This is a genomic window from uncultured Holdemanella sp. (assembly GCF_934754935.1).
GTDB lineage: Bacteria > Bacillota_I > Bacilli_A > Erysipelotrichales > Erysipelotrichaceae > Holdemanella.
The window spans coordinates 1-26,169 of record NZ_CAKVJB010000003.1 but is presented as its reverse complement, the minus strand read 5'-3'; the positions used below and the strand labels follow the sequence as shown (position 1 = coordinate 26,169).

Annotated in this window: 26 protein-coding genes, 2 tRNA genes, 1 pseudogene, 1 riboswitch and 1 other annotated feature; of the genes and pseudogenes, 3 read left to right on the top strand and 26 right to left on the bottom strand. The window is 34.0% G+C overall.

Annotated elements, in window-relative coordinates:
• Position 1: 1 nt before the first annotated feature.
• The 11 genes from uvrB to Q0E86_RS01300 all read right to left on the bottom strand — a co-directional run bounded on the left by uvrB (position 2) and on the right by Q0E86_RS01300 (position 11,228).
• Complete coding sequence (gene uvrB, locus Q0E86_RS01350) at positions 2-1,975, bottom strand: excinuclease ABC subunit UvrB (RefSeq protein WP_295754147.1); 1,974 nt, start codon at positions 1,973-1,975, stop codon at positions 2-4.
• A gap of 47 nt (positions 1,976-2,022) precedes the next feature.
• On the bottom strand, positions 2,023-3,438 hold the full coding sequence (locus Q0E86_RS01345) for a S41 family peptidase (RefSeq protein ID WP_295754146.1): 1,416 nt from the start codon (positions 3,436-3,438) through the stop codon (positions 2,023-2,025).
• 96 nt (positions 3,439-3,534) lie between these two features.
• Positions 3,535-4,434, bottom strand: coding sequence for a permease-like cell division protein FtsX (gene ftsX, locus Q0E86_RS01340; protein WP_295754145.1), 900 nt, complete (start codon positions 4,432-4,434; stop codon positions 3,535-3,537).
• Entirely contained in the window at positions 4,431-5,117 is a 687-nt protein-coding gene (gene ftsE / locus Q0E86_RS01335; RefSeq protein WP_295754144.1) for a cell division ATP-binding protein FtsE, read from the bottom strand. The genes ftsX (Q0E86_RS01340) and ftsE overlap by 4 nt, the downstream gene beginning before the upstream one ends.
• 10 nt (positions 5,118-5,127) lie before the next feature.
• Positions 5,128-6,489: a murein hydrolase activator EnvC gene (locus Q0E86_RS01330; RefSeq protein ID WP_295754143.1), complete on the bottom strand. Its 1,362-nt coding sequence runs from the start codon at positions 6,487-6,489 to the stop codon at positions 5,128-5,130.
• On the bottom strand, positions 6,486-7,388 hold the full coding sequence (gene ftsX, locus Q0E86_RS01325; RefSeq protein ID WP_295754142.1) for a permease-like cell division protein FtsX: 903 nt from the start codon (positions 7,386-7,388) through the stop codon (positions 6,486-6,488). The genes Q0E86_RS01330 and ftsX (Q0E86_RS01325) overlap by 4 nt, the downstream gene beginning before the upstream one ends.
• Before the next feature lie 138 nt (positions 7,389-7,526).
• Positions 7,527-8,609 (bottom strand): iron-containing alcohol dehydrogenase family protein, encoded by a 1,083-nt coding sequence (locus tag Q0E86_RS01320; protein WP_295754141.1) that lies wholly within the window; start codon positions 8,607-8,609, stop codon positions 7,527-7,529.
• Complete coding sequence (locus tag Q0E86_RS01315) at positions 8,596-9,747, bottom strand: hypothetical protein (protein WP_295754140.1); 1,152 nt, start codon at positions 9,745-9,747, stop codon at positions 8,596-8,598. The genes Q0E86_RS01320 and Q0E86_RS01315 overlap by 14 nt, the downstream gene beginning before the upstream one ends.
• A 69-nt stretch (positions 9,748-9,816) precedes the next feature.
• Positions 9,817-10,055, bottom strand: a binding site (T-box leader).
• Between the two features lie 468 nt (positions 10,056-10,523).
• On the bottom strand, positions 10,524-11,003 hold the full coding sequence (locus Q0E86_RS01310; RefSeq protein WP_367117370.1) for a methylated-DNA--[protein]-cysteine S-methyltransferase: 480 nt from the start codon (positions 11,001-11,003) through the stop codon (positions 10,524-10,526).
• Between the two features lie 58 nt (positions 11,004-11,061).
• Positions 11,062-11,137, bottom strand: a tRNA-Ala gene (locus tag Q0E86_RS01305).
• Positions 11,138-11,151: 14 nt separating this feature from the next.
• Positions 11,152-11,228 (bottom strand) — tRNA-Ile (locus tag Q0E86_RS01300).
• Between the two features lie 146 nt (positions 11,229-11,374).
• Here Q0E86_RS01300 and Q0E86_RS01295 point away from each other — a divergent pair.
• Positions 11,375-13,015 (top strand): DUF2130 domain-containing protein, encoded by a 1,641-nt coding sequence (locus Q0E86_RS01295; protein WP_295754139.1) that lies wholly within the window; start codon positions 11,375-11,377, stop codon positions 13,013-13,015.
• Positions 13,016-13,047: 32 nt separating this feature from the next.
• On the opposite strand, the gene Q0E86_RS01290 is transcribed toward Q0E86_RS01295, so the two are convergent.
• From Q0E86_RS01290 to Q0E86_RS01235, 12 genes are all read right to left on the bottom strand, one after another.
• On the bottom strand, positions 13,048-13,944 hold the full coding sequence (locus tag Q0E86_RS01290) for a CPBP family intramembrane glutamic endopeptidase (protein WP_295754137.1): 897 nt from the start codon (positions 13,942-13,944) through the stop codon (positions 13,048-13,050).
• Between the two features lie 44 nt (positions 13,945-13,988).
• A complete protein-coding gene (locus Q0E86_RS01285; RefSeq protein WP_295754136.1) occupies positions 13,989-14,495 on the bottom strand; it encodes a transcription repressor NadR in 507 nt (168 codons plus the stop codon).
• Positions 14,496-15,347: a carboxylating nicotinate-nucleotide diphosphorylase gene (nadC, locus tag Q0E86_RS01280; RefSeq protein WP_295754135.1), complete on the bottom strand. Its 852-nt coding sequence runs from the start codon at positions 15,345-15,347 to the stop codon at positions 14,496-14,498. It lies immediately after the preceding gene.
• A complete protein-coding gene (locus Q0E86_RS01275; RefSeq protein WP_295754134.1) occupies positions 15,340-16,632 on the bottom strand; it encodes an L-aspartate oxidase in 1,293 nt (430 codons plus the stop codon). Before Q0E86_RS01275 ends, nadC begins: the two co-directional genes overlap by 8 nt.
• Position 16,633: 1 nt before the next feature.
• The gene (gene nadA / locus Q0E86_RS01270; RefSeq protein ID WP_295754133.1) at positions 16,634-17,539 is read right to left on the bottom strand and encodes a quinolinate synthase NadA; all 906 of its coding nucleotides are present in this window, start codon (positions 17,537-17,539) and stop codon (positions 16,634-16,636) included.
• Between the two features lie 122 nt (positions 17,540-17,661).
• On the bottom strand, positions 17,662-18,123 hold the full coding sequence (gene bilS, locus Q0E86_RS01265) for a flavodoxin family protein BilS (RefSeq protein ID WP_295754132.1): 462 nt from the start codon (positions 18,121-18,123) through the stop codon (positions 17,662-17,664).
• A 14-nt stretch (positions 18,124-18,137) separates the two neighbouring features.
• A complete protein-coding gene (locus Q0E86_RS01260) occupies positions 18,138-18,386 on the bottom strand; it encodes a hypothetical protein (RefSeq protein WP_295754131.1) in 249 nt (82 codons plus the stop codon).
• A 63-nt stretch (positions 18,387-18,449) separates the two neighbouring features.
• Positions 18,450-18,992 (bottom strand): rubrerythrin, encoded by a 543-nt coding sequence (rbr, locus tag Q0E86_RS01255; protein ID WP_295754130.1) that lies wholly within the window; start codon positions 18,990-18,992, stop codon positions 18,450-18,452.
• A gap of 101 nt (positions 18,993-19,093) precedes the next feature.
• Positions 19,094-19,483: an Inorganic pyrophosphatase gene (locus Q0E86_RS01250; RefSeq protein WP_295754129.1), complete on the bottom strand. Its 390-nt coding sequence runs from the start codon at positions 19,481-19,483 to the stop codon at positions 19,094-19,096.
• Positions 19,484-19,560: 77 nt separating this feature from the next.
• Positions 19,561-20,544, bottom strand: coding sequence for an asparaginase (locus Q0E86_RS01245; RefSeq protein WP_295754128.1), 984 nt, complete (start codon positions 20,542-20,544; stop codon positions 19,561-19,563).
• Positions 20,537-21,046 (bottom strand): hypothetical protein, encoded by a 510-nt coding sequence (locus tag Q0E86_RS01240; RefSeq protein ID WP_295754127.1) that lies wholly within the window; start codon positions 21,044-21,046, stop codon positions 20,537-20,539. The genes Q0E86_RS01245 and Q0E86_RS01240 overlap by 8 nt, the downstream gene beginning before the upstream one ends.
• Before the next feature lie 8 nt (positions 21,047-21,054).
• On the bottom strand, positions 21,055-22,188 hold the full coding sequence (locus Q0E86_RS01235; protein WP_295754126.1) for a glycerate kinase: 1,134 nt from the start codon (positions 22,186-22,188) through the stop codon (positions 21,055-21,057).
• 173 nt (positions 22,189-22,361) lie between these two features.
• On the opposite strand from Q0E86_RS01235, the gene coaBC reads away from it, so the two are divergent.
• Positions 22,362-23,558 carry a bifunctional phosphopantothenoylcysteine decarboxylase/phosphopantothenate--cysteine ligase CoaBC gene (gene coaBC / locus Q0E86_RS01230; RefSeq protein ID WP_295754125.1) on the top strand — a complete coding sequence of 399 codons (1,197 nt, stop codon included), beginning with the start codon at positions 22,362-22,364 and terminating at the stop codon, positions 23,556-23,558.
• 1 nt (position 23,559) lies between these two features.
• The gene (locus tag Q0E86_RS01225) at positions 23,560-24,327 is read left to right on the top strand and encodes a type III pantothenate kinase (RefSeq protein ID WP_295754124.1); all 768 of its coding nucleotides are present in this window, start codon (positions 23,560-23,562) and stop codon (positions 24,325-24,327) included.
• Position 24,328: 1 nt separating this feature from the next.
• Here the strand turns inward: Q0E86_RS01225 and Q0E86_RS01220 are convergent, their stop codons facing one another.
• From Q0E86_RS01220 to Q0E86_RS01210, 3 genes and pseudogenes are all read right to left on the bottom strand, one after another.
• Positions 24,329-25,507 carry a sodium:proton antiporter gene (locus tag Q0E86_RS01220; protein WP_295754123.1) on the bottom strand — a complete coding sequence of 393 codons (1,179 nt, stop codon included), beginning with the start codon at positions 25,505-25,507 and terminating at the stop codon, positions 24,329-24,331.
• A 48-nt stretch (positions 25,508-25,555) separates the two neighbouring features.
• Positions 25,556-25,632, bottom strand: a riboswitch (Fluoride riboswitch).
• A gap of 12 nt (positions 25,633-25,644) precedes the next feature.
• Positions 25,645-25,944 carry a hypothetical protein gene (locus Q0E86_RS01215; protein WP_295754122.1) on the bottom strand — a complete coding sequence of 100 codons (300 nt, stop codon included), beginning with the start codon at positions 25,942-25,944 and terminating at the stop codon, positions 25,645-25,647.
• 6 nt (positions 25,945-25,950) lie between these two features.
• Positions 25,951-26,169, bottom strand: a pseudogene (locus Q0E86_RS01210) (hypothetical protein); the annotation flags it as partial.

Sequence of the window (26,169 nt, the reverse complement as noted above, 5' to 3'; positions counted from 1 at the left end):
GTTATTTTTCACCCTTCATTTCAAATAAGATATCTCTTAATTGCGCTGCTCTTTCGAAATCTAAAGTACGAGCTGCCTCTTTCATTTCCTGCTCTAATTCTTTGATCATCTTTTCTTTTTGTTTTGCCGGCAACTTTTTCTTCTTCAAGTACTTAGCTGCCATTTCCTTGGTTTCTTTAGAACGAACCACATCATGAATTGGTTTGATGATCGTCTTAGGAACAATACCATGTTTTTCATTATATTCCATCTGAATCGATCTACGTCTGGCCGTTTCATCCATGGCTTCCTGCATACTTTCTGTAATTTTATCGGCATACATTATTACTTTGCCTTGGGCGTTACGTGCTGCACGACCAATAATCTGAATCAAAGACCTTCGTGATCTTAAGAAACCTTCTTTATCCGCATCTAATATCGCAATCAAGCTGACTTCTGGAATATCCAAACCTTCTCTTAATAAGTTGATACCTACAAGTACATCATATTTACCTTGACGTAAATCATGAATGATTTCTGTACGTTCAATCGTTGTAACTTCATGGTGTAGCCATGCTACCTTTAGATCCATATTCTTTAAATAAGAAGTCAAATCTTCTGCCATACGTACGGTTAATGTCGTAATCAGAGTTCTTTCATGTTTTTCAATACGCTCCTTGATTTCATCCACCAAATCATCAATTTGACCTTCAATCGGACGCACTTCGACTTCTGGATCTAATAATCCTGTTGGACGAATGATTTGTTCCACAATTTCTCCATGCGTTTGATCCAATTCATAATCGCCTGGTGTCGCGGATACAAAGATGGCATTTTTGATCAATCCCTCAAACTCATTAAAACGTAAAGGACGATTATCTAAAGCACTTGGAAGTCTAAAGCCATAATCTACCAATACTTGTTTTCTTGCACGGTCGCCATTATACATACCGCGAATTTGTGGTAAAGAAACATGACTTTCATCGACTACAAGTAAAAAATCATCTGGGAAATAATCAAATAGCGTATAAGGTCTTTCGCCTGGTTTTCTGCCGTCAATATGCCTTGAATAGTTTTCAATGCCTGGACAAACACCAAATTCTCTTAATGCCTCAATATCATAGCGACATCGTTGTTCCAAGCGCTCTTTTTCTAATGGTTTACCCTGCTCATCAAAATAAGCCAATCTTTCATCCAATTCTTCTTGAATTGTATCAGCTGCATGATTGATGATATCCATACTTGTCGCATAGCCGTTAGCTGGATAAATAATATACAACTGGTAAGATTGATTAACATGTCCTGTTACTGGATCCACTTCACAGATTCTTTCCACTTCATCATCAAACATTTCGATACGAATTAAATAACGATCCGTATGACCTGGTGTAATTTCAATGACGTCTCCACGCACTCTAAAAGTTCCTCTTAATGGATCTGTATCATTACGCTTATATTGTTGATGTACTAATGCCAACATCAATTCATTTCTTTCGATGATCTGTCCACTCCGTAAAGTAAAAATCATGTGACGATATTGTTCTGGATTGCTTGCACCATAAATAGAGGCAACACTCGCTACAATGATCGTATCTCTTCTCTCTAAAACACTATTTACAGCTGCCATTCTAAGCATATCCAATTCTTCATTGGTCTTTGTGTTTTTATCGATATACGTATCGGTTTTTGGCAAATACGCTTCTGGCTGATAATAATCAAAATAGGATACAAAATATTCCACGCGATTATGTGGAAAGAATTCTTTAAATTCAGAATATAATTGGCCTGCCAATGTTTTATTGTGCGCAAACACCAATGTTGGTCGATTGACTTGGGCAATCACATTTGAGATGGTAAATGTTTTTCCGGTTCCTGTAGCTCCTAGTAAAACTTGAAACTTTTTATCTTCTTTTAAACCAGAAACCAATTCTTTGATTGCTTCTGGCTGATCTCCACTCGGTTTATATTCAGATACTAGTTCAAACTGATCTTTCATGAATTCACATCCTTCTTCTCTATTATATACAAAAAGTAGGTTTATACCTACTTTTGTGTCTCTTCAATTGCTTTTTGTCTTTGCGTATCATCACTTGGTGTTTCATTCATCTTCAACAATACTTTTTCCACCAAAAGATCCCATGTTGTCTTATCACAATCGCCTGTTGCTTCTAAGCCATGATCTTGTTGGAAATTGGCCAAGCCTTGAGAACTCGTATTTGAAAAATATGTGTCTGTTCGATCTACACTATATCCTAAATATTGTAGATATATCTGAAGGGCTTTGGCATTATCATCTACACTATCTTTTTTAATAACATCCTTTTTCTTAAATTTGTAATAGGATGTTGTCTTAGCTTCGCCAAGCTCAACTTCAATATCTGGTTTAAACCCCTTTTTATTAATACTTGTTCCATTTGGCGTATACCATTTTGCCACAGTATACTTAAAACTTGTTCCATCTGAGAATGGTACAGTTACTTGTTCTGTGCCTTTACCATAAGATGTAGTACCTACCGTAGTGACTATATCGCCTAAATTATCTTTTAAAGCACCAATCAATACTTCGGATGCACTTGCCGTATTTTCATTTTGTAGAACGATAATTTTATCCATTTTGACCTGATTGAATTCATCTTTTGTCTTTTGTTTAGTCACTTTTCCATTCTTATCTTTTTCTGTAAATACAACGGATTTTTTTGGAATCAAAGAACTTGAAATTTCTAATGCGGCATTTAAATAGCCGCCACCATTATTTCGTAGATCCAATACTAATTTTTTGATACCTGCATCTTGTAGACGTGTCATAGCTTTTGAGAAATCTTTTCCACTATTTTCGGAGAAACTCGATAAAATAATTTCTCCATAATCCTTATATATATTACATACAACGGTTGAATCAAAAGTACCAGGAATTAAATTTGTCGTATATTCATTTCCATCTCGAAGATATTTTGTCTTCACACTCTTGCCTTCGTGAGATTTAATATATTTAATAATTGTATCCGAATCATTTTCACTACATATTAAATCGTCTAATGAAACAATTTCATCATTAGGTTTTAAGCCCTTTTTATCGGCCGTTGAATTAATATATACATTAGATACCACAAAATTCTTATTCTCGTTTAAATAAAAGGAAATTCCCAAGCCAACATTGCTCCCTTCAAGACTGCTTGAAAAGGCTTTTGCCTGCTCCAAATTAAAATAGTTTGTATGAATATCCTTATCTAATGTAGTCATTCCAGTAATTGCTTGTTCCATCAATTTGGAATCCAAATTTTTAATTTTATTTGAATAATACCAATCCGAATTCAAAATGGAATAAATCGTATCCAATTTTTCTCGTTCTTTACTATCACTCGATGCTGTTTTATTTAAAATAATAGGTACACTAACACCGGCACCAAAACATATAACGCATAATAATACAATTAATAGTTTTTGACTTTTTTTACTCATAAACTCATCCTACTCTAAAACAAAATGGGACGAATCATTCGCCCCAATAATTCTATACAAAAAGTATACGAAACAATCTTTTATTCTGCAATCTTTTTATCGTTTCATTTTTAAATATTTTCTTGCCGCAAACAAAGAGGCAAAACCACCAATCAAAGCTCCTGCAAGAACAATAGAAAGTCCTACTTGAAAGCTGATTGTGTTTGGTTTAAACAAGGCAAACATCGGTGTAAACAATTGTCCGCCTAGACTTGTATATAGCTTTTCATATCCAAAATGAACAATTAAATAAGGAACAACAGCACCTAATAAACCAATAAAGATTCCTTCTACTATAAATGGATTACTAATAAAGCCATTTGTAGCCCCTACAGTTCGCATAATCATAATTTCGTCTTGTCTTGAATCGATTGTTGTGCGAATCGTATTCGAAATTAAATATAATGACAGTACGATCAACAATGCAACAATGCCAAGACCTATTTTTTGAACCATATTCAACATTTCAACTAAAGAGGTAACACTATCTCCACCAAAGGCTGTGCTAGCGACTCCATCAATTTTCTTGATTTGTGCGCTTGTTTTACGAATGTTAGAAGCATTCTTTACATAGACAAAGAAGGCATTTGACAAAGGATTTGAATCACCTCTATAAGCTTTAAAAGCCAATCCTTTTTCTTTGATCATTAATTCAAGTTCATTGTCTTTAGATGAAAATTCAACTTTATCCACATTTTTTAATTTGGAGATTTTATCATTTATGTCCTGAATGGAAGTTTCATCCTTTATGTCCTCATTTAATATGACATGAATACTCAAATCTTTTTGTACATCATTCGAAAAATAATTCACATGAAGTCCAATAATCAGAATGGTTCCAATTAAAAGTAGCGTAATTCCGATTGCACTAATGGCCGAAAAGCATAACATGATATGTCTTTTCATTCCTAAAAAAGCATATTTAAGTTCATATAAAAAAGTTCTTAAACCTTTCATAGACTCTTATACCCACCTCTATTCGAATCGTGGATCACATATCCTTTATCTAGCATGATCGTACGTTTTTTAAATCGGTCTACCAATACTTTATCATGTGTAACCATCATAACCGTAGTATCTAGTTTTTTATTGATTTTTTCAAGCAATGTAATAATTTCTAAACTCTTTTCGGGGTCTAGATTTCCTGTTGGTTCATCCGCAATCAAAACCATTGGTTTATTTGCGATGGCACGACCAATCGTGACACGCTGTTGTTGTCCACCGGATAATTCATCTGGATAGCTTCTAGCTTTTTCTTTCAAATCAACAAGATCTAAAACTTCCATCACGCGTTTTCGAATTTGTTTGCGTGGCATACCCACAACTTCTAAGGCAAACGCAATATTTTCATAAACAGTTAGTTTAGGCAACAATCGATAGTCTTGAAAAACACATCCAATATTACGTCTGTAGTATGGGACTTTTCTATGTTTCAATGCACCTACATTGACTCCACCTACAATAACGGTTCCTTCATCTGGAACAATTTCACCATTTAATACTTTGATCAAGGTTGACTTTCCAGAGCCAGTTGCTCCAATCACATACACAAATTCACCTTTATCAATATGTAAATTAACATGATTTAAAGCATGCACCCCATTGGAATATGCTTTTGAAACATCTTTTAAATCAATCATAATGTTCCTCCTAACCAAAGAACTTTTCTGGTCTTTCACGACATGGTGCTGCACTTCCAGCTTCACAAGTACTTCCACCAGACCATCCTGTTCCCCACGCAAAATCGGCACCTGCACTAAAACGTGCTACCGCATCACTAACAGACATCGATCCTAGATTATAAACTTCAATATGTGTATGTGCACCACTTGAGTTTCCTGAATTTCCAGATAGCGCAATCGTCTGTCCTTGTGAGACACTTTGTCCTGCACTTACATAAAGGCTTTGCGATAAATGGAAGAAACTTACGGCATATAATGTGCCATTCACATTACATAACATTTGAATTGTATTTCCTCCACCGGCAGGATAACCTGTCCAATTACCTAAATAACCACTATTACTTCCTACTGGAGCTGCAGCATATAAAATGACACCACTTGCAGGAGCCACAACACTTGTTCCAACTGGAGCTGCCCAATCTAGACCTAAATGAAGTCCACCACTTGCGTATGCCCAAGTACCAGCACTTTTACTTCCGCCTTGTACGGGTTGTATAAAGCCTGAAACTGATTCAATGGTACCCGAGAAATTTGTAGAAATCACAAAATCACGAATTGTACTCATATCTACTTGTGCAGATCTTTTTTCTGCTTCTAGTTGAGCAATTTGTTTCTGATATTCTTCCACTAGCTTGTTATAGGATTCCTCTAATTCACTCGCTTGTTTCTTTTGGTTTTCCAATTCTGCCTTCTGACTTTTTGCGTCTGCATCCAAACGCTTTTGTTCATCTTGCTGCAAAACAAGTTCTTTCTTTAGTTTGTTTAATTTTTTAATTTGCGACTGATCATCTTCTGTAATTCTTTCAACACCTGAAATACGACGAAGCATGTCACTCAAACTATCCGATCCCATGATCAAATCAATGATCATATTCGTTCCAATCGTAGTTTGTTCATTTTTCATTCGCATTTCAATTTGTTCGTTCCAAGCTTCGATTTCCTCTTCCTTAGCCTTAATTTTTGTTTCAAGCTCTTCGATATTCTTTTCGATCATCTCAATAGATTTTTCTTTTTCACTAATTTGCGCCTGTAAATTTGTGACTAATTCTTTTTGTTCCTTGGCAAGTTTCTCCATTTTTGAAGTATCACTCTGCAAAGAAGCTATACTTGAATTATAAGAATTAATACTATCTTGAAGATTTTGTTTACGATTCTTCTGATATTCCTGAAATCCTTGACAAGCTTTTACTCCCGATTGAGAAGTTTGCGCTTGACTACACTTGGCATACCAAGCTTCTGTATCCGAATAGTCTTCGGCTGAAACAGGCATAATCAATGAGCAGGCCATTACGAAACTTAAAAAACCTGCACCAATTTTATATTTTCTCATCGTGTCCACCTCAAATATTTTCTAACTGCCAAATAACTTCCTAGCATTCCTACAACCATTCCAATTAAAAGAATGCCACCAGAAGTGCATAATACAAATGGATATGGCTTTAACATTGTCATCATGTCACTAAAAAACATACCATTCATTACATGGTAAAGTACTGTATATCCAAATATACAAATCAAAACAGGGCCTAAAGCACCCCAAAAACCAATAAAAATTCCTTCTAAAACAAATGGAAAAGAGATATACCAGTTGTAGGCACCAACTGTTCGCATGATTGCGATTTCATCTTTTCGTACCATTATCGTCATTTTGATGGTATTTCGAATCAAGAATATGGCAATCAATACCATAAGTCCCACAAAAACACTTCCCCATACACGAATATTCTTAAACAAATGAATCATAGTATTGATGGCACCACCTCCATAGGTTGCCTTAACAACACCATCCATTTTAGAAATTTTGTTTGTCACTTTTGAAATTTTTGTGTTGTCTTTTAATTCCACATTCAAAACATCGTATAAAGGGTTCTTGTCCTCTCCCTTATATTGTTTAAACATAGCTCCATTTTCTTTGATCAACGCATCCAATTCTTCTTCTTTACTTGAATACGTTACTTTTTTTACTGAAGCAAGAGATGAAATCGAATCAGATAATTCACTAATTCCTTCATCTTCTAGTGTTGGATTTAAAGAAACTTGAATCATGAATTCACTTTCAATTTGATTCGTAAATCCTCCAACATTCATGTAAATCACAAATATAAACAAGGCCATTAGTAAAGCGATACCAATTGATACAATTGAAGAAAAAGTCATCGAGAAATGACGGTGCATATCCTTATTGGCGCTTCGTACTAGTCTTGGTAAACTCTTAAAAAATAGTAACATTTTATCACCTACATCACTAATTATAACACACCTATCAAATTGGCCTACAAATCACAAAATTTCACATACACCTTAAATCTAAACCTTCCATGTGAAAATACCATTAAAATAGAAAAAAAGATCGAATTTCTCGATCTTTTATAAACTTTGACCTACTGCATCTGCCTTTTTAATAGCGGCAATAAACTCTTCTTTTGTGAATGGGAAAGGTGCATTTTTCCACTCATTTGTTTTTGTAGCTGCTTGGGTCAAAGCTTCTAAATGGCTTTCATTCAAATCCACATCTGCTAAAGTCACTGGTAAGCCGATTGATTTATTGAATTTTGCCATTTTCATCAAGTTTTCTTCATCTTTGGCATATGCATACAATACTAATACACCAAAGGATACAACTTCACCATGTAGATGGTGTCCGTCACGTGCAATTGAGCAGCTTCCATTATAGAAGGCGTGCGCAATGCTTGAATTATAATAATATTCTGGTTGGTTTGTTAAGTTTGAAACATATCCAGTGGATACAACAATATCCAATGCAATGGCTTCGATTGCAGCTGAATTTGTATCGTTTTTACAATCTTCCATACCTTGTTTACCATATTTCAACAATGGTTCTGTACAAGTTTTAGCTAATGCCAAACCCATTGTAGCTGTATGATCCAATGTCTTTCCTTGTGTTGCGAATTCAACTTCACATTGTTTAGACAACGCATCTCCAATTCCAGCCCAGAAATATTCGCTTGGTGCTTTTGCGATAACATCTGGATTGATAAAGATATGTGCTGGACAATGAGGATATGAATAGTGGTCCAATGCTCCATTATCATCGTATACTACGGCAATGGCTGTAGCGGCTGAACAGTTTGAACAAATTGTTGGAAATGAGAATACCATCTTGTCATCCATTTCAATGGATGCGGTTTTACAAGTATCAATAGCTTTTCCTCCACCAATCGCAAAGATGACATCAGCTTCTTGTACGTTTGGATTTGAAGTTAATTTATGTACATTTGTCATTGTACATTCAACACCATATACAATTGAATCTGTAATAATAATATCAGTCTCTTTAATGGCTTCGCGAATTCTTGGTTCAGCAGCTGCCAAAGCTCTTTTACCACCAATCAACACAACCTTTTTAATGTTGTATTTTTCACATACACTTGGGATTTCGTTGTAACAACTTTCTCCGACTGAATAATTAGACATTTCAATTGTTTTCATAAACTTCGACTCCTTCTTTTACTTCAACACTTTCTGTATGATAATTCTTGTATACACCGACTGTTAAGAATGGAACAATGATGATTGCGATAGCTAAATATCCACAATAACCATATCCATATTTAATAATGTTCGTTAATCCGGCCATTGAAATGGTCATAGATACTACAATAATAAATGCAGATACAATGATTCTTTTCTTTACTGGATTTTCTACATTCTTTAAAACACGAATATTTTCAAAACGAGCCACAAATCCGAATGTTGTTGTTACTGCTGTAGAAATTAAGCAAAGTAATAAACAAATACCATATACAACAACCATCCAGTTGGCATTCATCGCATTTAAACTTGTCAATGTAGGTAGAGTTGTTTCTCCATAAACACCCTTCCAAGAAATTAACATCAATACACTTAATACTAATGCGACAGCATTCATCACAAATGAGATCCACATTGCTTTTGAACAAGATTTACGATCTGGTAAGATAGCTCCACAAGCAACGATTGTTGGTAATGTCACACATTGAAAGCCTGCATATGTAAATGCATTTAAGATAGCTTTAGGCATATTCATAAAACCATTTACAGTAAAGTCATTTGCTAAAATAGCTCCAATATTTTGACCTTTCATGATTCCCATACCATAAATAACAATAGCTGTTACTAAGATAGCCATACCCATATATGTACTTGCCATACGAACTACACTAGCTCCAAAAATTGTTAAGCAAAGAACAACGATTCCAACCGCAACGACACAAGCATAATAATTAAATCCAAAGTATTGTTGTAATGCACTTGCAGCACCACTGATTGCGGCTGCAACCGCCATCAAAACCATGATATTAAAGAAAATCTCGAATAAGATTTCCAACTTATCGAATGGATGATATAAGTTTTCAAACAATTCCTTTGCGCTTGTTAAATTTCTCTGGTTATACATCACCATGGCTTCTCGCATTGTCAATATCAATAGCAACATAGCTATTATGGCACTCACAATACCAGTCCATCCTAAACCTACATAATATGTATTTGCCTGATTTCCTGTGGCAAATCCACCTCCAGCGTGTGCTGAGAATAATACGGCGCCTACTGAAAATATCGCCATTTTTCCAACTTTTTGTGCTTTCATACGTTTCCTCCTATAGTGTGCACAACAAGCTAACAAAAAAACCAATCGTTTCTTGCTGCCTGTTTAGACAGAAGAGACGAAAGGTTAGAATTACAATACTTCCGCGGTACCACTCTTCTTCATTCATTTAAGAATGCACTCATTTCAGATGCTATCACATCCTGCTTTATTAACGTTAAGCATACGTCCAAGTCTTATCAACCTGACCACTCCATGGTAAGTTCAAAGTTTGATCCTTCATGTCTTGCACCAACCGACAATTCTCTAACAAAGACTTTCCTTTTACTACTCCATTTCTCTGTGTTTTGTGCGTTTATAATAACACTGTATTTTCATTCATGCAAGCATTTTCTTACATTTATTTTCAGTAAATATTAATTTTGCTTTTTACATCCATCAAAAAAGGCACACATTACACATGTATACCCTCAATTTCTAATAATATTTCCTTCTTCTCAATTCCACCTGCATATCCAATTAAATACCTAAATTAATCCAAACAATCTAAAGATAATTTATATTTATATTTTATTATAAAGTTTTCAATTTTCTGTTATAATGTTCTTGGCATTGAAAGATAAGTAAGAACCCCTAGAGACTGCAATCACTAGGGGTTCGCTTTTTTTGGATTCGGCATGAAAGATAATACTGCTTCTACTTAATAGCGACTATAATAGCAGTATGACGTTAAGCACTACAAGATACTTCACAAGTAGTATTCTGCACATTCATGCCAAACCACAACATGTTTGTGTCTTTTCATATATAAGCCAAAATTAAATCCCATGCTTTTTTTCTAATTTCAATAATATTTCTTTCCTTTCAATTCCACCTGCATATCCAGTTAAATTATTATTAGATCCAATTACTCTATGACAAGGAATCAAAATCGAGATTTTATTATGTCCTACAGCACTTCCTACTGCTTGTGCTGACATTGTTGGTGAAATCATTCTTGCGATATCCTTATATGTCACAGTTTTTCCATAGGGAATATTAAGAAGTATGTTCCAAACTTTCTTTTGAAACTGTGTTCCAATCAGATGCATCTTAGGTAACAACTTGGGTTCTTTACCACTAAAATAAAGATTTAACCATTCTTTTGTTTCTTTTAAAACAACCATTTCTTTTTCAACAGGGTCTTTTAATCCATTCGCATAATATTTTTGATTTTCAAACCAAACGCCAATCAATCCAATTTCATCAGCAGCCAATAACATTTTACCCAATGGTGAATCATAATATTGTATATACATAATCGTCCTCTTTATATATAGAAAAAAAGTCATCCGAAGATGACTTACTTTTTAAAATTGGTGGAGCGTATCGGGATCGAACCGATGACCCCCTGCGTGCAAGGCAGGTGCTCTCCCAGCTGAGCTAACACCCCATATATTCAGCAAATGGTGGGCCTGAATGGACTTGAACCAACGACCTCACCCTTATCAGGGGTGCGCTCTAACCACCTGAGCTACAGGCCCATTCGCTGAATGCCTATTAAATATACCATGTGTTTTTGTATTATGCAAGTCTTTTTTTGATTTTTTTTAAATATTATAATTAATTTAGTTTTAGACATAAATACTGTCAATTTAATGATTATAATGATATAAAACGGAGGTACCCTATGAGTCAAATAAAATGTCCTAATTGTGGAACTGTATTCCAAGTAGATGAGAGTCAATATCATGAAATCTTACAACAAGTTCGTAATGAAGAATTTGAAAAAGAATTAAATGAAAGACAAAAAAACTCGAATCAAATCATTCAATCTAAGCTTGAAAAAGAATATGAATCTAAATTAAATCAAAAAGCTTTAGAAATCAAAGAGCTTCAGGCAAATAAAGAACAAGAAATCATTTCTTTAAAAGAACAATTAAAGTCTACTGAACAAATTATCAAGAGTAAAACCGAAAAGGCTTATCAAGAACAATTAAACAAGAAAGAACTTGAAATCAAACAGCTACAATCGGATTTTAATCAGAAACAAAATGATAAAGAACAAGAAGTCATTTCATTAAAGGAAAAGTTAGAAGCAAGTACACAGTTAACGAAAACTGAAACACAAATAGAATATCAGGAGCAGTTAAACCAAAAAGATTTAGAAATATCTAAGCTCAATGCCAAATTAGAGCAGATTCTTTCGCAGAATAAGATCAATGAATCTAAGACTGAACAAGAATACAAATTGCAGTTGCAGGCAAAGGAAAATGAGATTCAAGCTTTAAAGAATGATATTTCAAATAACGAAAAAGTATTAAAGGCAAATCTAGAAAATACATATCAATCTAAGTTAAATGAAAAGAATCTTGAAATCCAATCTTTAAAACAAGATATGGATAAGGCTAAGGTTGAAAATGAGTTGAATGTAAAGAGTATTAAACAAGACCTACAAAATCAAATTGAGCAGGATAAAATGAAATATCAGCTTCAAGAAAAGAGTTTACAGGAAAAATATGATACTTTACTACAAACCAAAGATGAGCAGATTGCCTACTATAAAGATTTCAAATTAAAACAATCTACTAAAATGATTGGTGAATCTTTAGAACAACATTGTGAAATTGAATTCAATAAGCTTCGTGCGACTGGTTTTCAAAATGCATACTTTGAAAAAGACAATGATGCTCGTACAGGATCAAAGGGTGACTATATCTATCGTGAGTTAGATGAGAATGGTGTAGAAATCATTTCTATTATGTTTGAAATGAAAAATGAAAATGACAAAACGGCTACAAAACATAAAAATGAAGATTTCTTAAAAGAATTAGATAAGGATCGCAATGAAAAGAATTGCGAATATGCTGTTCTTGTTTCTATGTTAGAGCCAGAAAACGATTTATATAATACGGGTATTGTTGATAAATCGCATCGTTATCCTAAGATGTATGTAATTCGTCCACAGTTTTTTATTCCGATGATCACGATTTTAAGAAATGCTGCATTCAATTCAATGCAGTATAAGAATGAATTACAGTTGATGCGTAATCAAAATATTGATATTACACACTTTGAAGAGAATATGAATGATTTTAAACAAAAATTCTCAAGAAATTATGAATTAGCTTCTAAAAGATTCAACGACGCTATTGGAGAAATTGATAAAACAATTTCACATCTTCAAAAGACAAAAGAAGCCTTACTATCAAGTGAGCGACAATTACAGCTTGCTAACAACAAGGCAGAGGATCTTACAATCAAGCGTTTAACACGTAACAATCCTACAATGAAGCAAAAGTTTGATGAATTAAAGAAGAACAACCAATAAAGGACATTTCCAAATAGGAGATGTCCTCTTTTTTAAAACATATTTATAAATAATGAAATGATGATCCAAAGAATTGTAAATATTAAATATAAAAGATTTGGGATTCGTTTAAAGAATCTCGCATACCAATTCTCACTTGTCTTCTCTTCTTTAATAAATGCATTCACTTCTTTTGATCTTAAGATTACTGTAATCAATCCATAGATTACAAGCGCAAGTACTAAAACTGTAATCAAAATATTATTTGAATAAGCCGACATTAGAGCTAGAAAGTTATTACCCGCATGAGCTAATATTGTCACTAATATACTATCTGTTTGTACATACATGTAACATAGCACTAGACTCATAAAGAAAGCGGGTATAGCTTGTGTAATATTCAAGTGTAACAATCCAAATAATAAAGAAGTCACAATGACCGCAAACATTTTATTATATTTAGTTAAATGATTTAAAATCATACCTCTAAATATCAATTCTTCAAAGATAGGTGCAAGTACGACAACACTAACAAAAGTAAAAGTGTTATACAACAAACTTCCATTTAACGAGAAATCTGGGCTTGTGTCTGGCAATCCAAATTTTGATAATAAAGCACCGATAATGCCAATCGCATAATTCAAAAAATACATCATTGCAAGGGTATCGATTGTCTCTTTAGGTTTAAATGTAAACTTCAAATCTTTGATACTTCTTTTAAAAGAATTACTCATAAACCATAACAGGATGATTCCGGATATAAAAGAAATAAACATTTCAATACAGGCATTGATTGCGGAATAATCATAATACAAAGAATACATGATCAAAGGCATAGCTACAAAACTAAACAAAAAAGAGAGTGTCAGCTGCATAATAATATATAGCCATAATGAGCCTCCAACTTTACTCAATTCTTTATCGGGCATAAATTTAGGTGGTTGTTCCATAATAATCACTACTTTCTAAATTCATTCTATCATAAAAGAGGCCCTTAGGCCTCTTGTAAAATATGAAGTTTTCTTAATGATTCCTCAATTGAATCTAAATCTTCTTGTGATCGTGCACTCACCGTATGACAATGATATCCACTCGTTAGATCCGTTAAAGGTTTTGCCTGATTCTGTGAAATAGAATCAATGAATTCCTTGACTTGTTTTCTAGAACTAATATTCATTGTAGCTTCTAACTTACCATACACATCATGTTTGACAAATACATTTTCAATACAGCCACCACAATCTACGATGGCATTCATCTCCTCTTCCATACGATCATTCAAATGGAAACAAGAAAATACTTTACGAACTCTTTGTGGTGAACATACATATCCTTTGTGTGTCGCATAAATATGCACATTTCTTGCCTTCAACAAGGCAATATCTTGCACAATAACTTGTCTTGAAACATTAAACTTTTTAGAAAGCGCTGTTCCAGAAACCGGTCCTTCACTTTTTGAAATCGTGTCATAAATGGCTTGAAGTCTAGCTTCCTTTTCCATTTACTTCACCTGCAAATTTTTTAAAGACAAATCCAAAATTGGTGCTGAATGCGTTAAGGCACCACTTGAAATATAATCCACACCTAATGCAGTTAGCTTTTCAATGTTCTCTTTCGTAACATTTCCTGAACATTCTGTCTCAGCTCTTCCATCAATGATTTCGATTGCCTTTTTCATGTCCTCAACACTCATGTTATCTAACATGATAATATCAGCGCCTGCTTCAACAGCTTCTTTTACTTGTTCTAAAGTTTCAACTTCTACTTCAATCTTACGAACAAAAGAAGCATAATCCTTTGCCATCTTAACTGCATTTGTGATAGAACCAGCTGCCGCAATGTGATTATCCTTTAACATAACACCATCTGATAAATTGTATCTATGGTTATTTCCACCACCAACACGCACTGCATATTTTTCAAACACACGCATATTTGGCGTTGTTTTTCTTGTGTCCAATAATTTTGTCTTTGAACCCTTTAAGTAAGATGCGACACGATTTGTATATGTGGCAATTCCACTCATTCTTTGAAGATAATTCAAAGCCGTTCTTTCACCTGATAAAAGAACACGAACATCCCCAGATACTTCGGCCAATAATTGACCATTTTTAACTGCATCCCCATCTTTTACATAGAATTTTACTTTCATTTTTTCATCTAACAAATAAAAGACTCTTTCAAATACTTCAAGACCTGCAATAATACCATCTTCTTTACAAATCAATTGTACCTGCCCATATTGATAGGAAGGCATCACTGCATTTGTTGAAACATCTTCACTTGTAATATCTTCTTGCAAAGCTTGGATCAATAAATGATCCACATTTAAACGCATTGTATTCTTATCCACGAGCTTGTCTCTCTCTTTCTATTTCTTCAAGTACCATATCATGATACATTTTTTCTTGATTTGACAACTGATGTGATTTAGTCACATTTGCCAAATGATCAAAATCATTTGTATAAGCCGGCTCCTTTTTCAATAAATCAACAACAGCTCTTTTACCCCATACTAAAGATTCAAGTAATGAGTTGCTAGCCAAACGATTTTTTCCATGGACACCATTGCAGCTTGTTTCTCCTACCGCATATAAATGTGACATAGAAGTACGCGAATCTTTATCTACATGGATTCCACCCATAAAATAGTGTTGGGCTGGTGTAACTGGAATCCATTCTTTTGTACAGTCATAGCCTTCTTCTAAACACTTTTCGTAAATGTGAGGAAAATGATTCTTGATGACTTCTTCACCTAAAACAGTCATGTCCATCCAAACATAAGGCATATCATCCTTCTTCATTTGTTCACGAATCTTTTGTGTCATGACATCACGTGGCAACACTTCATTCGCAAAACGGTTTCCATCTTTTCCATAAAGTCTAGCCCCTTCACCACGAACCGATTCACTAATAAGGAAGGCTCTTCCTTTTTTCTTTGTATATAAAGTTGTTGGGTGAATCTGTACATAATCCACATTTTCTAGTTTGATTCCATGCTGGATTGCAATCGCAATCGCATCTCCTGTTAAGTGTGGATAATTTGTTGAATGATCATACAATCCTCCAATTCCTCCACACGCAAAGATCGTATAACCTGCCTCAATGTACATTTCATTGTTGTTGGCATCTTTTGCCAAAACACCGAAACAAACATTATCTTTTTCAATAATATCTGTCATTGTTACATATTCCATGATTGTAACATTCTCTAACTTGCGAACTGCTTCTAGTAAAGTCGATGTGATTTCTTTTCCTGTAATATCTTCATGGAATAAAATACGTGGTTTAGAGTGTGCTCCTTCACGCGTATAATCTAATTTGCCATCTTTTGTCGCAAAATCTACACCATATCCTATCAACTCATTGATAATGCCACGACTTGAATTGATCATGATTTCAACAGATTCTTTACGATTTTCGTAATGCCCTGCCTTCATGGTATCTTCCATAAAAGAATCAAAATCATTCTTATCTCTTAATACACAAATTCCACCTTGTGCTAAAAATGAATCACTATTTTCGGCATCTGATTTTGTCAACATAATGACCTTTTTATCACTTGGAACATGTAAAGCTGCAAATAATCCACTTGCACCTGTTCCAACAATAACTATATCTGCCTCTAACTTTTCCATACTATTTTGCCAACTCCAACATTCTATCTAATGACTTTTCAGCCATAGCCTTCACTTCTTCATCTACAAACACTTCGTTTGTCTCATTCAACAAACAATCATAAACCTTTTCTAAAGATACCTTCTTCATGTTCATACAGATCAATTTATCTGTTAAAGGATAGAAAGTTTTATCTGGTGATTTCAACTGCATTTCATGAAGCACACCAAGTTCCGTACCAATCACAAATTCTTTACTTGGATTGTCCACTGTATATTGAATCAATTCTGAAGTACTTCCCGCAAAATCAGTTGCCTCAACCACTTCATTAACACACTCTGGATGAACAATAATTGGAACATTTGGATGTTCTTCACGTGCTTTTTCAACATCTTTTAAGGTCACACGCTTATGCGTAATACAATATCCATCATTTAAGATAATATTCTTTTCAGGTACTTGTTTCTTTACATAAGCACCCAAGTTTCCATCTGGAATAAAGAAAATATTTTTATTTGGAAGTGAACGAACGATCTTCACGGCATTTGAACTAGTTACACAAATATCGGCCATTGTTTTTAACTCAGCTGTTGAGTTGATATAACATACAACTGCTAAATCTTCATATTCTTCTTTCATCTTCTTAATGACAGCTTGACTGGCCATATGTGCCATTGGACAATCTGCATTTAAATCTGGCATTAATACCTTCTTTTCTGGATTTAACATTTTGGCACTTTCACCCATAAATTTAACGCCCGCAAATACAATAATATCTGCATCTGTATTTTTAGCTTTCTTTGCCAAAGCATAAGAATCTCCGACAAAATCAGCTACATCTTGTACAGCTCCATCTACATAATAATGCGCTAAGATAATCGCATTTTTTTCCTTTTTTAATTTCAATACATCTTCCTTTAAAGACATGGAATTTTTCCTCCCTTAAAAATTTTACCGTTTTGAATTATACACCCAGACTTTACATCTGACAAGACAGTTGTAAAGTCAATATAATATAAGAGATATGTCAAAATGAAAAAAAGCGTTCTCTACAACGCTTCATTTACAGATTTCATTAAGTTGTCTACATCCTTATCATTTGGATGTTTTAAAGCCTCATCAAAATTCTTCAACATTTCTGGATTTGATTCAAACTTTGCACGAATTGCCAAAGGCATCTTTCCTTGGCACATCCAAGTTCCCTTTACACAATTGGACGCATCCAAATGACTCTTTACATGATTTAAAATCATCTCAAAATATTCCTTAGACTTACCAAAGCCAGCTGTTCCAAACAAGAAAACATTTTGATTTCGTAGTGTAGAAAGATATTGTTTCATTTGATTATCACAATCTCCCTTGTCACACCAGAATCCAATGCATAATAAATCTACGGGTTCTAAATCTTTTGCGTTTTCTACAGATACACAATATTTTGACTCCATAAAATTCAAGCTGTTTGCCAAAGATTGTGTATTTCCTGTTTTTGAACTATAAACGATTCCTATCATAAAATATATCCTTTCTACAAGTAACGATTACGCCATGCATAATACTCTTCATCTTTTTCCATATCTATACCATGATCATTTTCATAAACTTCAAAGGTATTCTGTTGAAATAATGAAATAAAATCATTTTTTGAAAGTTTTGAATGCCATTGACTATGCCATATATATATCTTATCTTTTTCCATTTTGATCAAAGCACGATTTTCTAAACATACAAGTGCATGACTATCTTTTAATTTTTCAATTGCCTCTATTATTTCCATAGAATTATTTTAGCACAACTTTCAAGGATAAGAAAAGACAGCCGAAGCTGTCTTGAGATATTATTATTCGTAATGATCTTTTAATTCTTGGAAATAAGCTTGTGGATGGTTACACACTGGGCATACTTCTGGAGCTGTTTCACCATAATGAATGTGTCCACAGTTTAAACAAATCCATACTGTAGAAGTATCTTTTTTAAACATTGCGTCTTCTTCTACATCTTTCAACATAGCTTTGTAACGAGCTTCATGATGTTTTTCAATAGCGCCTACACCTTCAAACAAGGCAGCAATATCATCAAAGCCTTCTTCACGAGCTTCTTTAGCCATGGTTGCATACATATCTGTCCACTCATAGTTTTCGCCTGCAGCTGCATCCTTTAAGTTTTCTGTCGTTGTAGGTACTTTTCCACCATGCAAAGCCTTGAACCATAATTTAGCATGTTCTTTTTCATTATTTGATGTTTCCGTGAAAATGTTCTGAATCTTTACATAACCATCTTTTTTAGCTTGTGAAGCATAATATTGATACTTAACACATGCCTGAGATTCACCCGCAAAAGCAGCCATTAAATTCTTTTCTGTTTTAGATCCTTTTAATTCCATAATAAAGACCTCCTATCTGTCTTTATTCTAAAACAACTAACTTTGTTTTTCCATTAAAATGCACAGAAAAAAGACAAATCCTAAGACTTGTCTTTCATTCTTTAATCGTTGTTGGACCAAGAAGGTGTCTCATTACCTCTACGTACTAAAATTGCCTTTTGGAATTCTGTTTGATCTAAGAATTCTAGAATACGCATTGTTTCTTCTTCTGTACAACCCACTAATAATTTAACAATACAATCCTTTTTCAGAATATCTGCTGTAATCGCAATCGCATCCACATTATTTGTTGCGACTGAACCCTTGAAAACATCAATTGGTTTTTGATCTGAGCCAAATGTATCTGAAAGAAAACCGTAGTCTACAGGATAAATCAAATTAGTGAATTTATAATGAGCACTTCCTTTTGGACGGTCAATTGTACAACTGCTTGATAATAGAAGTGTATCTAACTTTTGCCAAAAAAATGCATTATTTTCTAATTGCTGCATAATAACCTCCTGTCTTGTAATAGTCTATTAAATATTATAGCATTTACAAAATTATTTACAATACAAGAAAAGTTTTTTCAATATTCTTGGAAGAAAGATTTGATTGTTTCATGGTTTTTAGTACAACTTAGCGCAAGCATCAATAAAATTCTTGCCTTCTGCGCTGAAAATTTGTAAGCAGGAATGGTGACTCTTTTAGAATCAAACACATCTGAATCAAAAACAGCCCCTTCTAATACACGGCTTGCACGAACTATTGTGCAATCTCCTGTATAATTTTCTAAAACCTCTTTTATCTTTGTAGGATAATTTCCGGAACCTGTACCTGCTAAAACTAAACCATCATACTTATTTAACATAAATTCTAATAATTCTGGATCCGAGTCTGTATGTACATAGAAAATTTCTACTTTCGGCAAATCTTCAAATTCCATTTTTGAAAAAATCGTTTGAAATGTATGCTTCTTAAATGGTGAATTTAATAAGTATACATGATCGTCACGCATATAGCCTAAAGATCCAAATTCTCCCATTTTAAACGCATCTGTTTTATAACTATTTGTTTTCTGTAAATCCCTTCCTGAGTAGATCGTATCTGAAATAACAGCTAAAACACCAGCTTGCCAAGCTTCCATATGACATGCTAAAGCTACTGCTTGATATAAATTCATTGGCCCATCTGCACTTGTTGCCGTTGCAGGACGCATTGATCCAGTTAAGACAACAGGCTTGTGACATGCTAAAGTCAAATTTAAAAAGAAGGCTGTTTCTTCTAGAGTGTCCGTTCCATGTGTAATGACAATTCCATCTACATAGCGATCTTTTTCTAATTCATGACAAATTTTTCTTAATTCAACCCATTTATCTAGTCCCATATCATTAGAATCTACATTGTATAATTGAATCGTATTTAGATTTGCCAAATCACGAATTTGCGGAATACTCTGTACAATTTCTTCCACATCAAATGTACCTGCTTGATAATTTGCACTTTTACCTACACTGCCACGTCCGGCAATCGTTCCACCTGTCGCAATAATCGTAATATTCTTCTTATTCATATGTTTCTAAAAACTCCCAAAATTCTTGTGTGTCTGCCAAATCAAAATCAATAGTTGAATCTACATCCCATAAACTAATTGAATTATCGCTTTCGTTATATCCAATTCCGGCATGTTTTGCCTTACCATTTTGAATCACATATAACGTTGGTGTATATAGAAAATATGGAGCCATATCCAAAAGAATCTTTCCATCTTTTGTAGAACTTTGTAGCTGCTTAGAATCCTGACTGATTTTACTAAAGCCATAGTCTGTTGAATCAATCTTATATAAGACTAAATTTGGATGTTCATCTTTCGTTTTATCGATATACTCTTGTAAAGCCTCACAATAAGGACAATTCTCTCTTTCAATAATTAACACAAATGAATCTTTATTGTCTAATTTTTTTTGTAGTTTTGTTGCACTGATTTCTTTAATTTCAAAAGGCGTTTTCGATTCACACCCAACAAGCCCTATACAAAGCACAAATGTACATAGTAATGTTATTATCTTTTTCATCTAAAAACCTACTTTCTAATTCCATCTATAAGTCTAGTTAAGCTAAAAGCTAATGCCTCTAATTTTTCACTTCCTGTTTGTAGAGCCATTTGAAAAGACATGGCACGATCGGCACTCGAAAAAATACCTATCATACCTTCATCATATAGTGATTGATAGCCTAAGCCTAAAGCTCCACTTAAACAAACACATGGAACATTATAAGATCTTGCCAAATGTGCAATACCTAAAGGTAGTTTTCCATATAATGTCTGAGCATCAGTTTGTCCTTCTCCAGTAATGACTAAATCAGCATCTTGAAGACGATCTTTTAATCCTGAATATTCTACAACTAAATCGATACCTGAAAATTTTTTAGCCTTCATGACACCTAATAATACGGAGCCAATACCTCCGGCTGCGCCTGAGCCTTCATATTCATTTACATCTACATGAAAAGTTTGTTTTAATTTCGTACAATAGTGAGCCATCCCTTTTTCAACTTCGGACATTTGATTTAAATAAATACCTTTTTGTTTACCAAAAACATAAGTAGCTCCATTTTTGCCTAACAAGCGATTCTTTACATCACAAGCACAAATAATTTCTACATCTTTTGGAAGTCTTGCATAACGCTTATCAATAAAGGCAATTTGACTAAGGGCATATACACTTGGTATAAGTAATTCTCTTTTTGAATTATAAAAACGAACACCAAATTCATTTAAAATTCCCATACCGCCATCATTCGTTGCACTTCCACCTAAACCAATAATGATTTTTTTACATCCTCTAGAAAGTGCATCCTTCATCATAATACCTACGCCACGACTAGAAGCAATCATTGGATTTCTTTTCTCTTTTGGCGTCATATTCAACCCGATGCAACTAGCAACATCCATTACGGCTAAATTCCCATCTTTAGAAATACAATATTTCGTAAATACATTTTTACCATAGGCATCCACAGTTAATACATCAATTGCATTTCCTTGGATAATATCACAAAACACCATGGCCGTCCCTTCACCACCATCAGCCATAGGAAAAGTTAAAACTTCATGTGTATCATTTGCCTTTAATATTCCTTTTTTTATACTTTCTTCAACTTCTTTTGAGGACATACATCCTTTAAAAGAGTCACACGCAACAATTATTTTCATGCGTTCATTTTACCATATGCTAAGAAAAATAAACACTTTTTTAAAATTTAGGTTTTAGAAGTTAAAATATCCTTAATGAATACTTTATTGTTGCTTGAAAACGATGGATTCATATGGGATAATGTCTTAGTGAAAAATCAATACGTGATTTTATTCACAAAGGAGAATCAATCATGGAAAAAAAACATGTTGTTATAGGAGTGTCTGGCGGAATCGCAGCCTATAAAGCTTGTGATCTTGTCAGTAAATTATCCAAAAAAGATTATGAAATCAAGGTTGTCATGACAAAACATGCACAAGAATTTGTCAAACCAATCAACTTTGAATCTTTAAGTAAACATAAATGTGAAGTTTCTTTATTTGATGAAACAAACGAAGATCCAATTGCCCACATTACTTTAGCTAAATGGGCCGATATCATGGTATTAGTTCCTGCGACTGCCAATATTATTGCCAAAGTCGTCCATGGAATTGCGGATGATATTGTTTCAACAACATTCTTGGCTTGTCATACAAAAAAATTAATTTGTCCGGCAATGAATGTTCATATGTATGAAAATGAGGTCACTCAAAGAAATATCAAACTTGCCAAAGAGCTTGGATATAAGTTTGTAGAACCTGTTGTAGGTCATTTGGCATGTAATGACACTGGAAAAGGTAAGCTTGCGGATGTACAAGATATTGTAGCTGCCATTGATCATGAATTTGAAATGGAACAAACATTAAAAGGAAAGAATGTTTTAGTTTCTGCAGGGCCTACTCAAGAAGCTTTAGATCCTGTTCGCTTTTTAAGCAATCATTCAAGTGGTAAACAAGGATATGCGATTGCCAAAGCTGCCAAAGCACTAGGAGCGAATGTAACATTAGTTGCAGGTCCTACGGCTTTAGAGGATCTTAATGATGTAAATATGATTCATGTAACAAGTGCTCAAGAAATGTTTGATGCGATCACATCAAGACTCGATGATCAAAACTATATTATTATGGCGGCGGCTGTTGCGGATTATAGACCTGAAATAGTTGCAGATCAAAAAATCAAAAAGTCAGATGAGGAAGTTACTTTCCATTTTGTGAAAAACCCTGATATTTTAGCTTATATTGGACAGCACAAAAAAGACAATCAAGTCATTTGTGGTTTTGCGATGGAAACACAAAATTTAGAAGAAAATGCTAGAAAAAAATTGGAAGCTAAAAATTGTGATATGTTGATTGCGAATAATCTATTCACGAGTGGTGCTGGTTTTCAAACAGATACAAATGTTGTAACTTTACTTAGAAAAAATGAATCAAAACATTTACCTAAATGTTCAAAAGAAGAATTGGGATATATAATTCTAGAAACAATGAAAGAAATTGAGATGGAGAAATAATATGCTTGTAACAGTAGACATTGGAAATACAAACATAACTATCGGTATTTTTGATAAGGATGATTTAATTGGTACATACCGATTAACTACAAAAGTACGAAGAACGAGTGATGAATATGGTTTTATGTTGAAAAACTTCTTGGATCGTTCAAATGTACACGAAAAACAAATTGATGCAGTTATTGTTTCAAGTGTTGTTCCAAAGGTAATGCACTCTTTCACAAATGGAATCAAAAAATTCGTAGGCATTGAGCCTCTTATTGTAGGTCCTGGAATCAAAAGTGGAATCAGTGTTCAATTAGAAAACCCAAGAAATGTTGGTGCAGACCGTATCGCAGATTGTGCTGGTGCATTTAATGAATATGGAGGACCTATTCTAGTTGCCGATTTTGGAACAGCTACAACTTATGATTATGTAGATGAAAACGGTTGTTTTAAAGCTGGTGCCATTGGTGTTGGTATTGAAACAGGTGCTAATGCATTATGGGGACAAACAGCACAACTTCCTGAAATTGAAATCAAACGTCCAAAAACCATTTTGGCAAGAAATACACAAACAGAAATGCAAGCGGGTGTCTTCTATCAATTCTTGGGTGGAGTTGAATATACGATTGCTCAATTTAAAAAAGAAGTCGGCAAAGACATGAAAGTTATTGCGACTGGTGGTTTAGGAAGAATCGTTTGTAGCTACACAAAATCCATTGATGTGTATGATCCAAACTTAATCTTCAAAGGATTAAAAGTTATATATGAAAAGAACAAAGATTAATTCATCTTTGTTCTTTTTTTAACCATTTCTTGTATGTATGTTCAATTAGAAATGCTCCTAATGGAGCTGTAATCAAGATGGATAAAACGGCAACTGTCAATACAATTTGACCACATCCAAGACCACAAGCTAAAGGAACAGATCCAATTGCAGCTTGTACGGTTGCCTTTGGGCAATAAGCAATCATACAAAATAAGCGTTCTGATTTTGTTAGTGATGTTTTTAGTAAACAAATAAATACACCAAGCATTCTAAATACAAGTGCTCCAAATATCAACAGAATAGCCATCACACCTGCTTTTAATGCATAAGATATATTTACACAAGCACCCACTAATACAAATAATAAGACTTCTGCACCAACCCAAAGCTTATTAAATTTAACTGACAATCGTTTGGAGGCAACCGAATGGTTTCTTTGTAGAAAAATCCCCATAAACATAATCGCAATTAATCCTGAAAATGGAATTGGCAACGCATCTTCAAGTGTCACTAGAATAAATGCGATACTTAATAAAATTAGAATTTTGACTGTATCTCGCATATGGTTTGTCTTAAAGAAAATTGCTAGTCCTTTACCCAACAAAGAACCAAATAGTATTCCTGTTAAAATAGATAGTGGAATATTCACAAAACTTAAAACATTTATACTTTCTCCTTGGGCTAAGCCAAGAAATGCTGTAAACATCACAATCACAAATACATCATCTACACTAGCTCCTGCCAAAATCAATTGGGGAATACTTTCTTTCGTTCCATATCCTTCATCCATAAGTTGTAACATTTTCGGAACGATGACTGCAGGACTCACAGCTGCAACAACACTTCCCATAATAGCAGCATCTAGTAAAGAGAGACCTAATAATTTTGGCGCCAACAAAATCATTCCAACCATCTCAAAACAGGCTGGCACAAAACACATCAATATGGCAGGTCTTCCTACTCTTTTTAAATCACTTAAATCTAGATTCAATCCAGCACGCATCAATATAATAATCAACGCAATCTTTCTTAATTCACTAGATATGTTTAATAGTGATGAATCAATCAAGCCAAGACAATAAGGCCCTAAAAGTATCCCAGTAAATATCATTCCTAATAATCCGGGTAATCCCACCTTTTTGCATAACCAAGACAAAAACATGCCCACAAGAAAAATATAAGATAAACTGATCAGCATTTTATCTCTCCTTTCAAAACGCAGAAAAGCTGATGGTTTCCGCGTTAAAAAAACACAGAAGTCATCAGCTTATAAAAGCGGTTTTAGTTTTTAAACTAAGGGAGAACTTCATTCCCAATGAAATTATACTACAACATCTAAATTTTCATCAATAGCTTTTTGATTGATTCTTCACTCACTGAAAAGATCGATGCGATAGCTTTGACACTAAATCCTTTTTCTAGCATGGTTTGGTATACTTCAAATCGATTTTGTTCGATACCTTGTTCAATGCCTTGCTCAAAGCCTTGTTCAATGCCTTGTTCAAGCCCTTGTTTAATACCCATTTGGATTCCTTTGTTTGTTGATTCTTCAAACATTTCATCTAATGCTCTACACACTTTTACATCACCCTTTTCACTTTTCTTGTAAAGAATGGATGCGATATGTGCATCCATTCTAAATTAAGCTTTCATCAATAGCTTTTTAATCGACTCTTCACTCACCGAAAAGATCGATGCGATAGCTTTGACACTAAATCCTTTTTCTAGCATAGTTTGGTATACTTCAAATCGATTTTGTTCGATACCTTGTTCAATGCCTTGTTTGATACCCATCTGGATTCCTTTGTTTGTTGATTCTTCAAACATTTCATCTAATGCTCTACACACTTTTACATCACC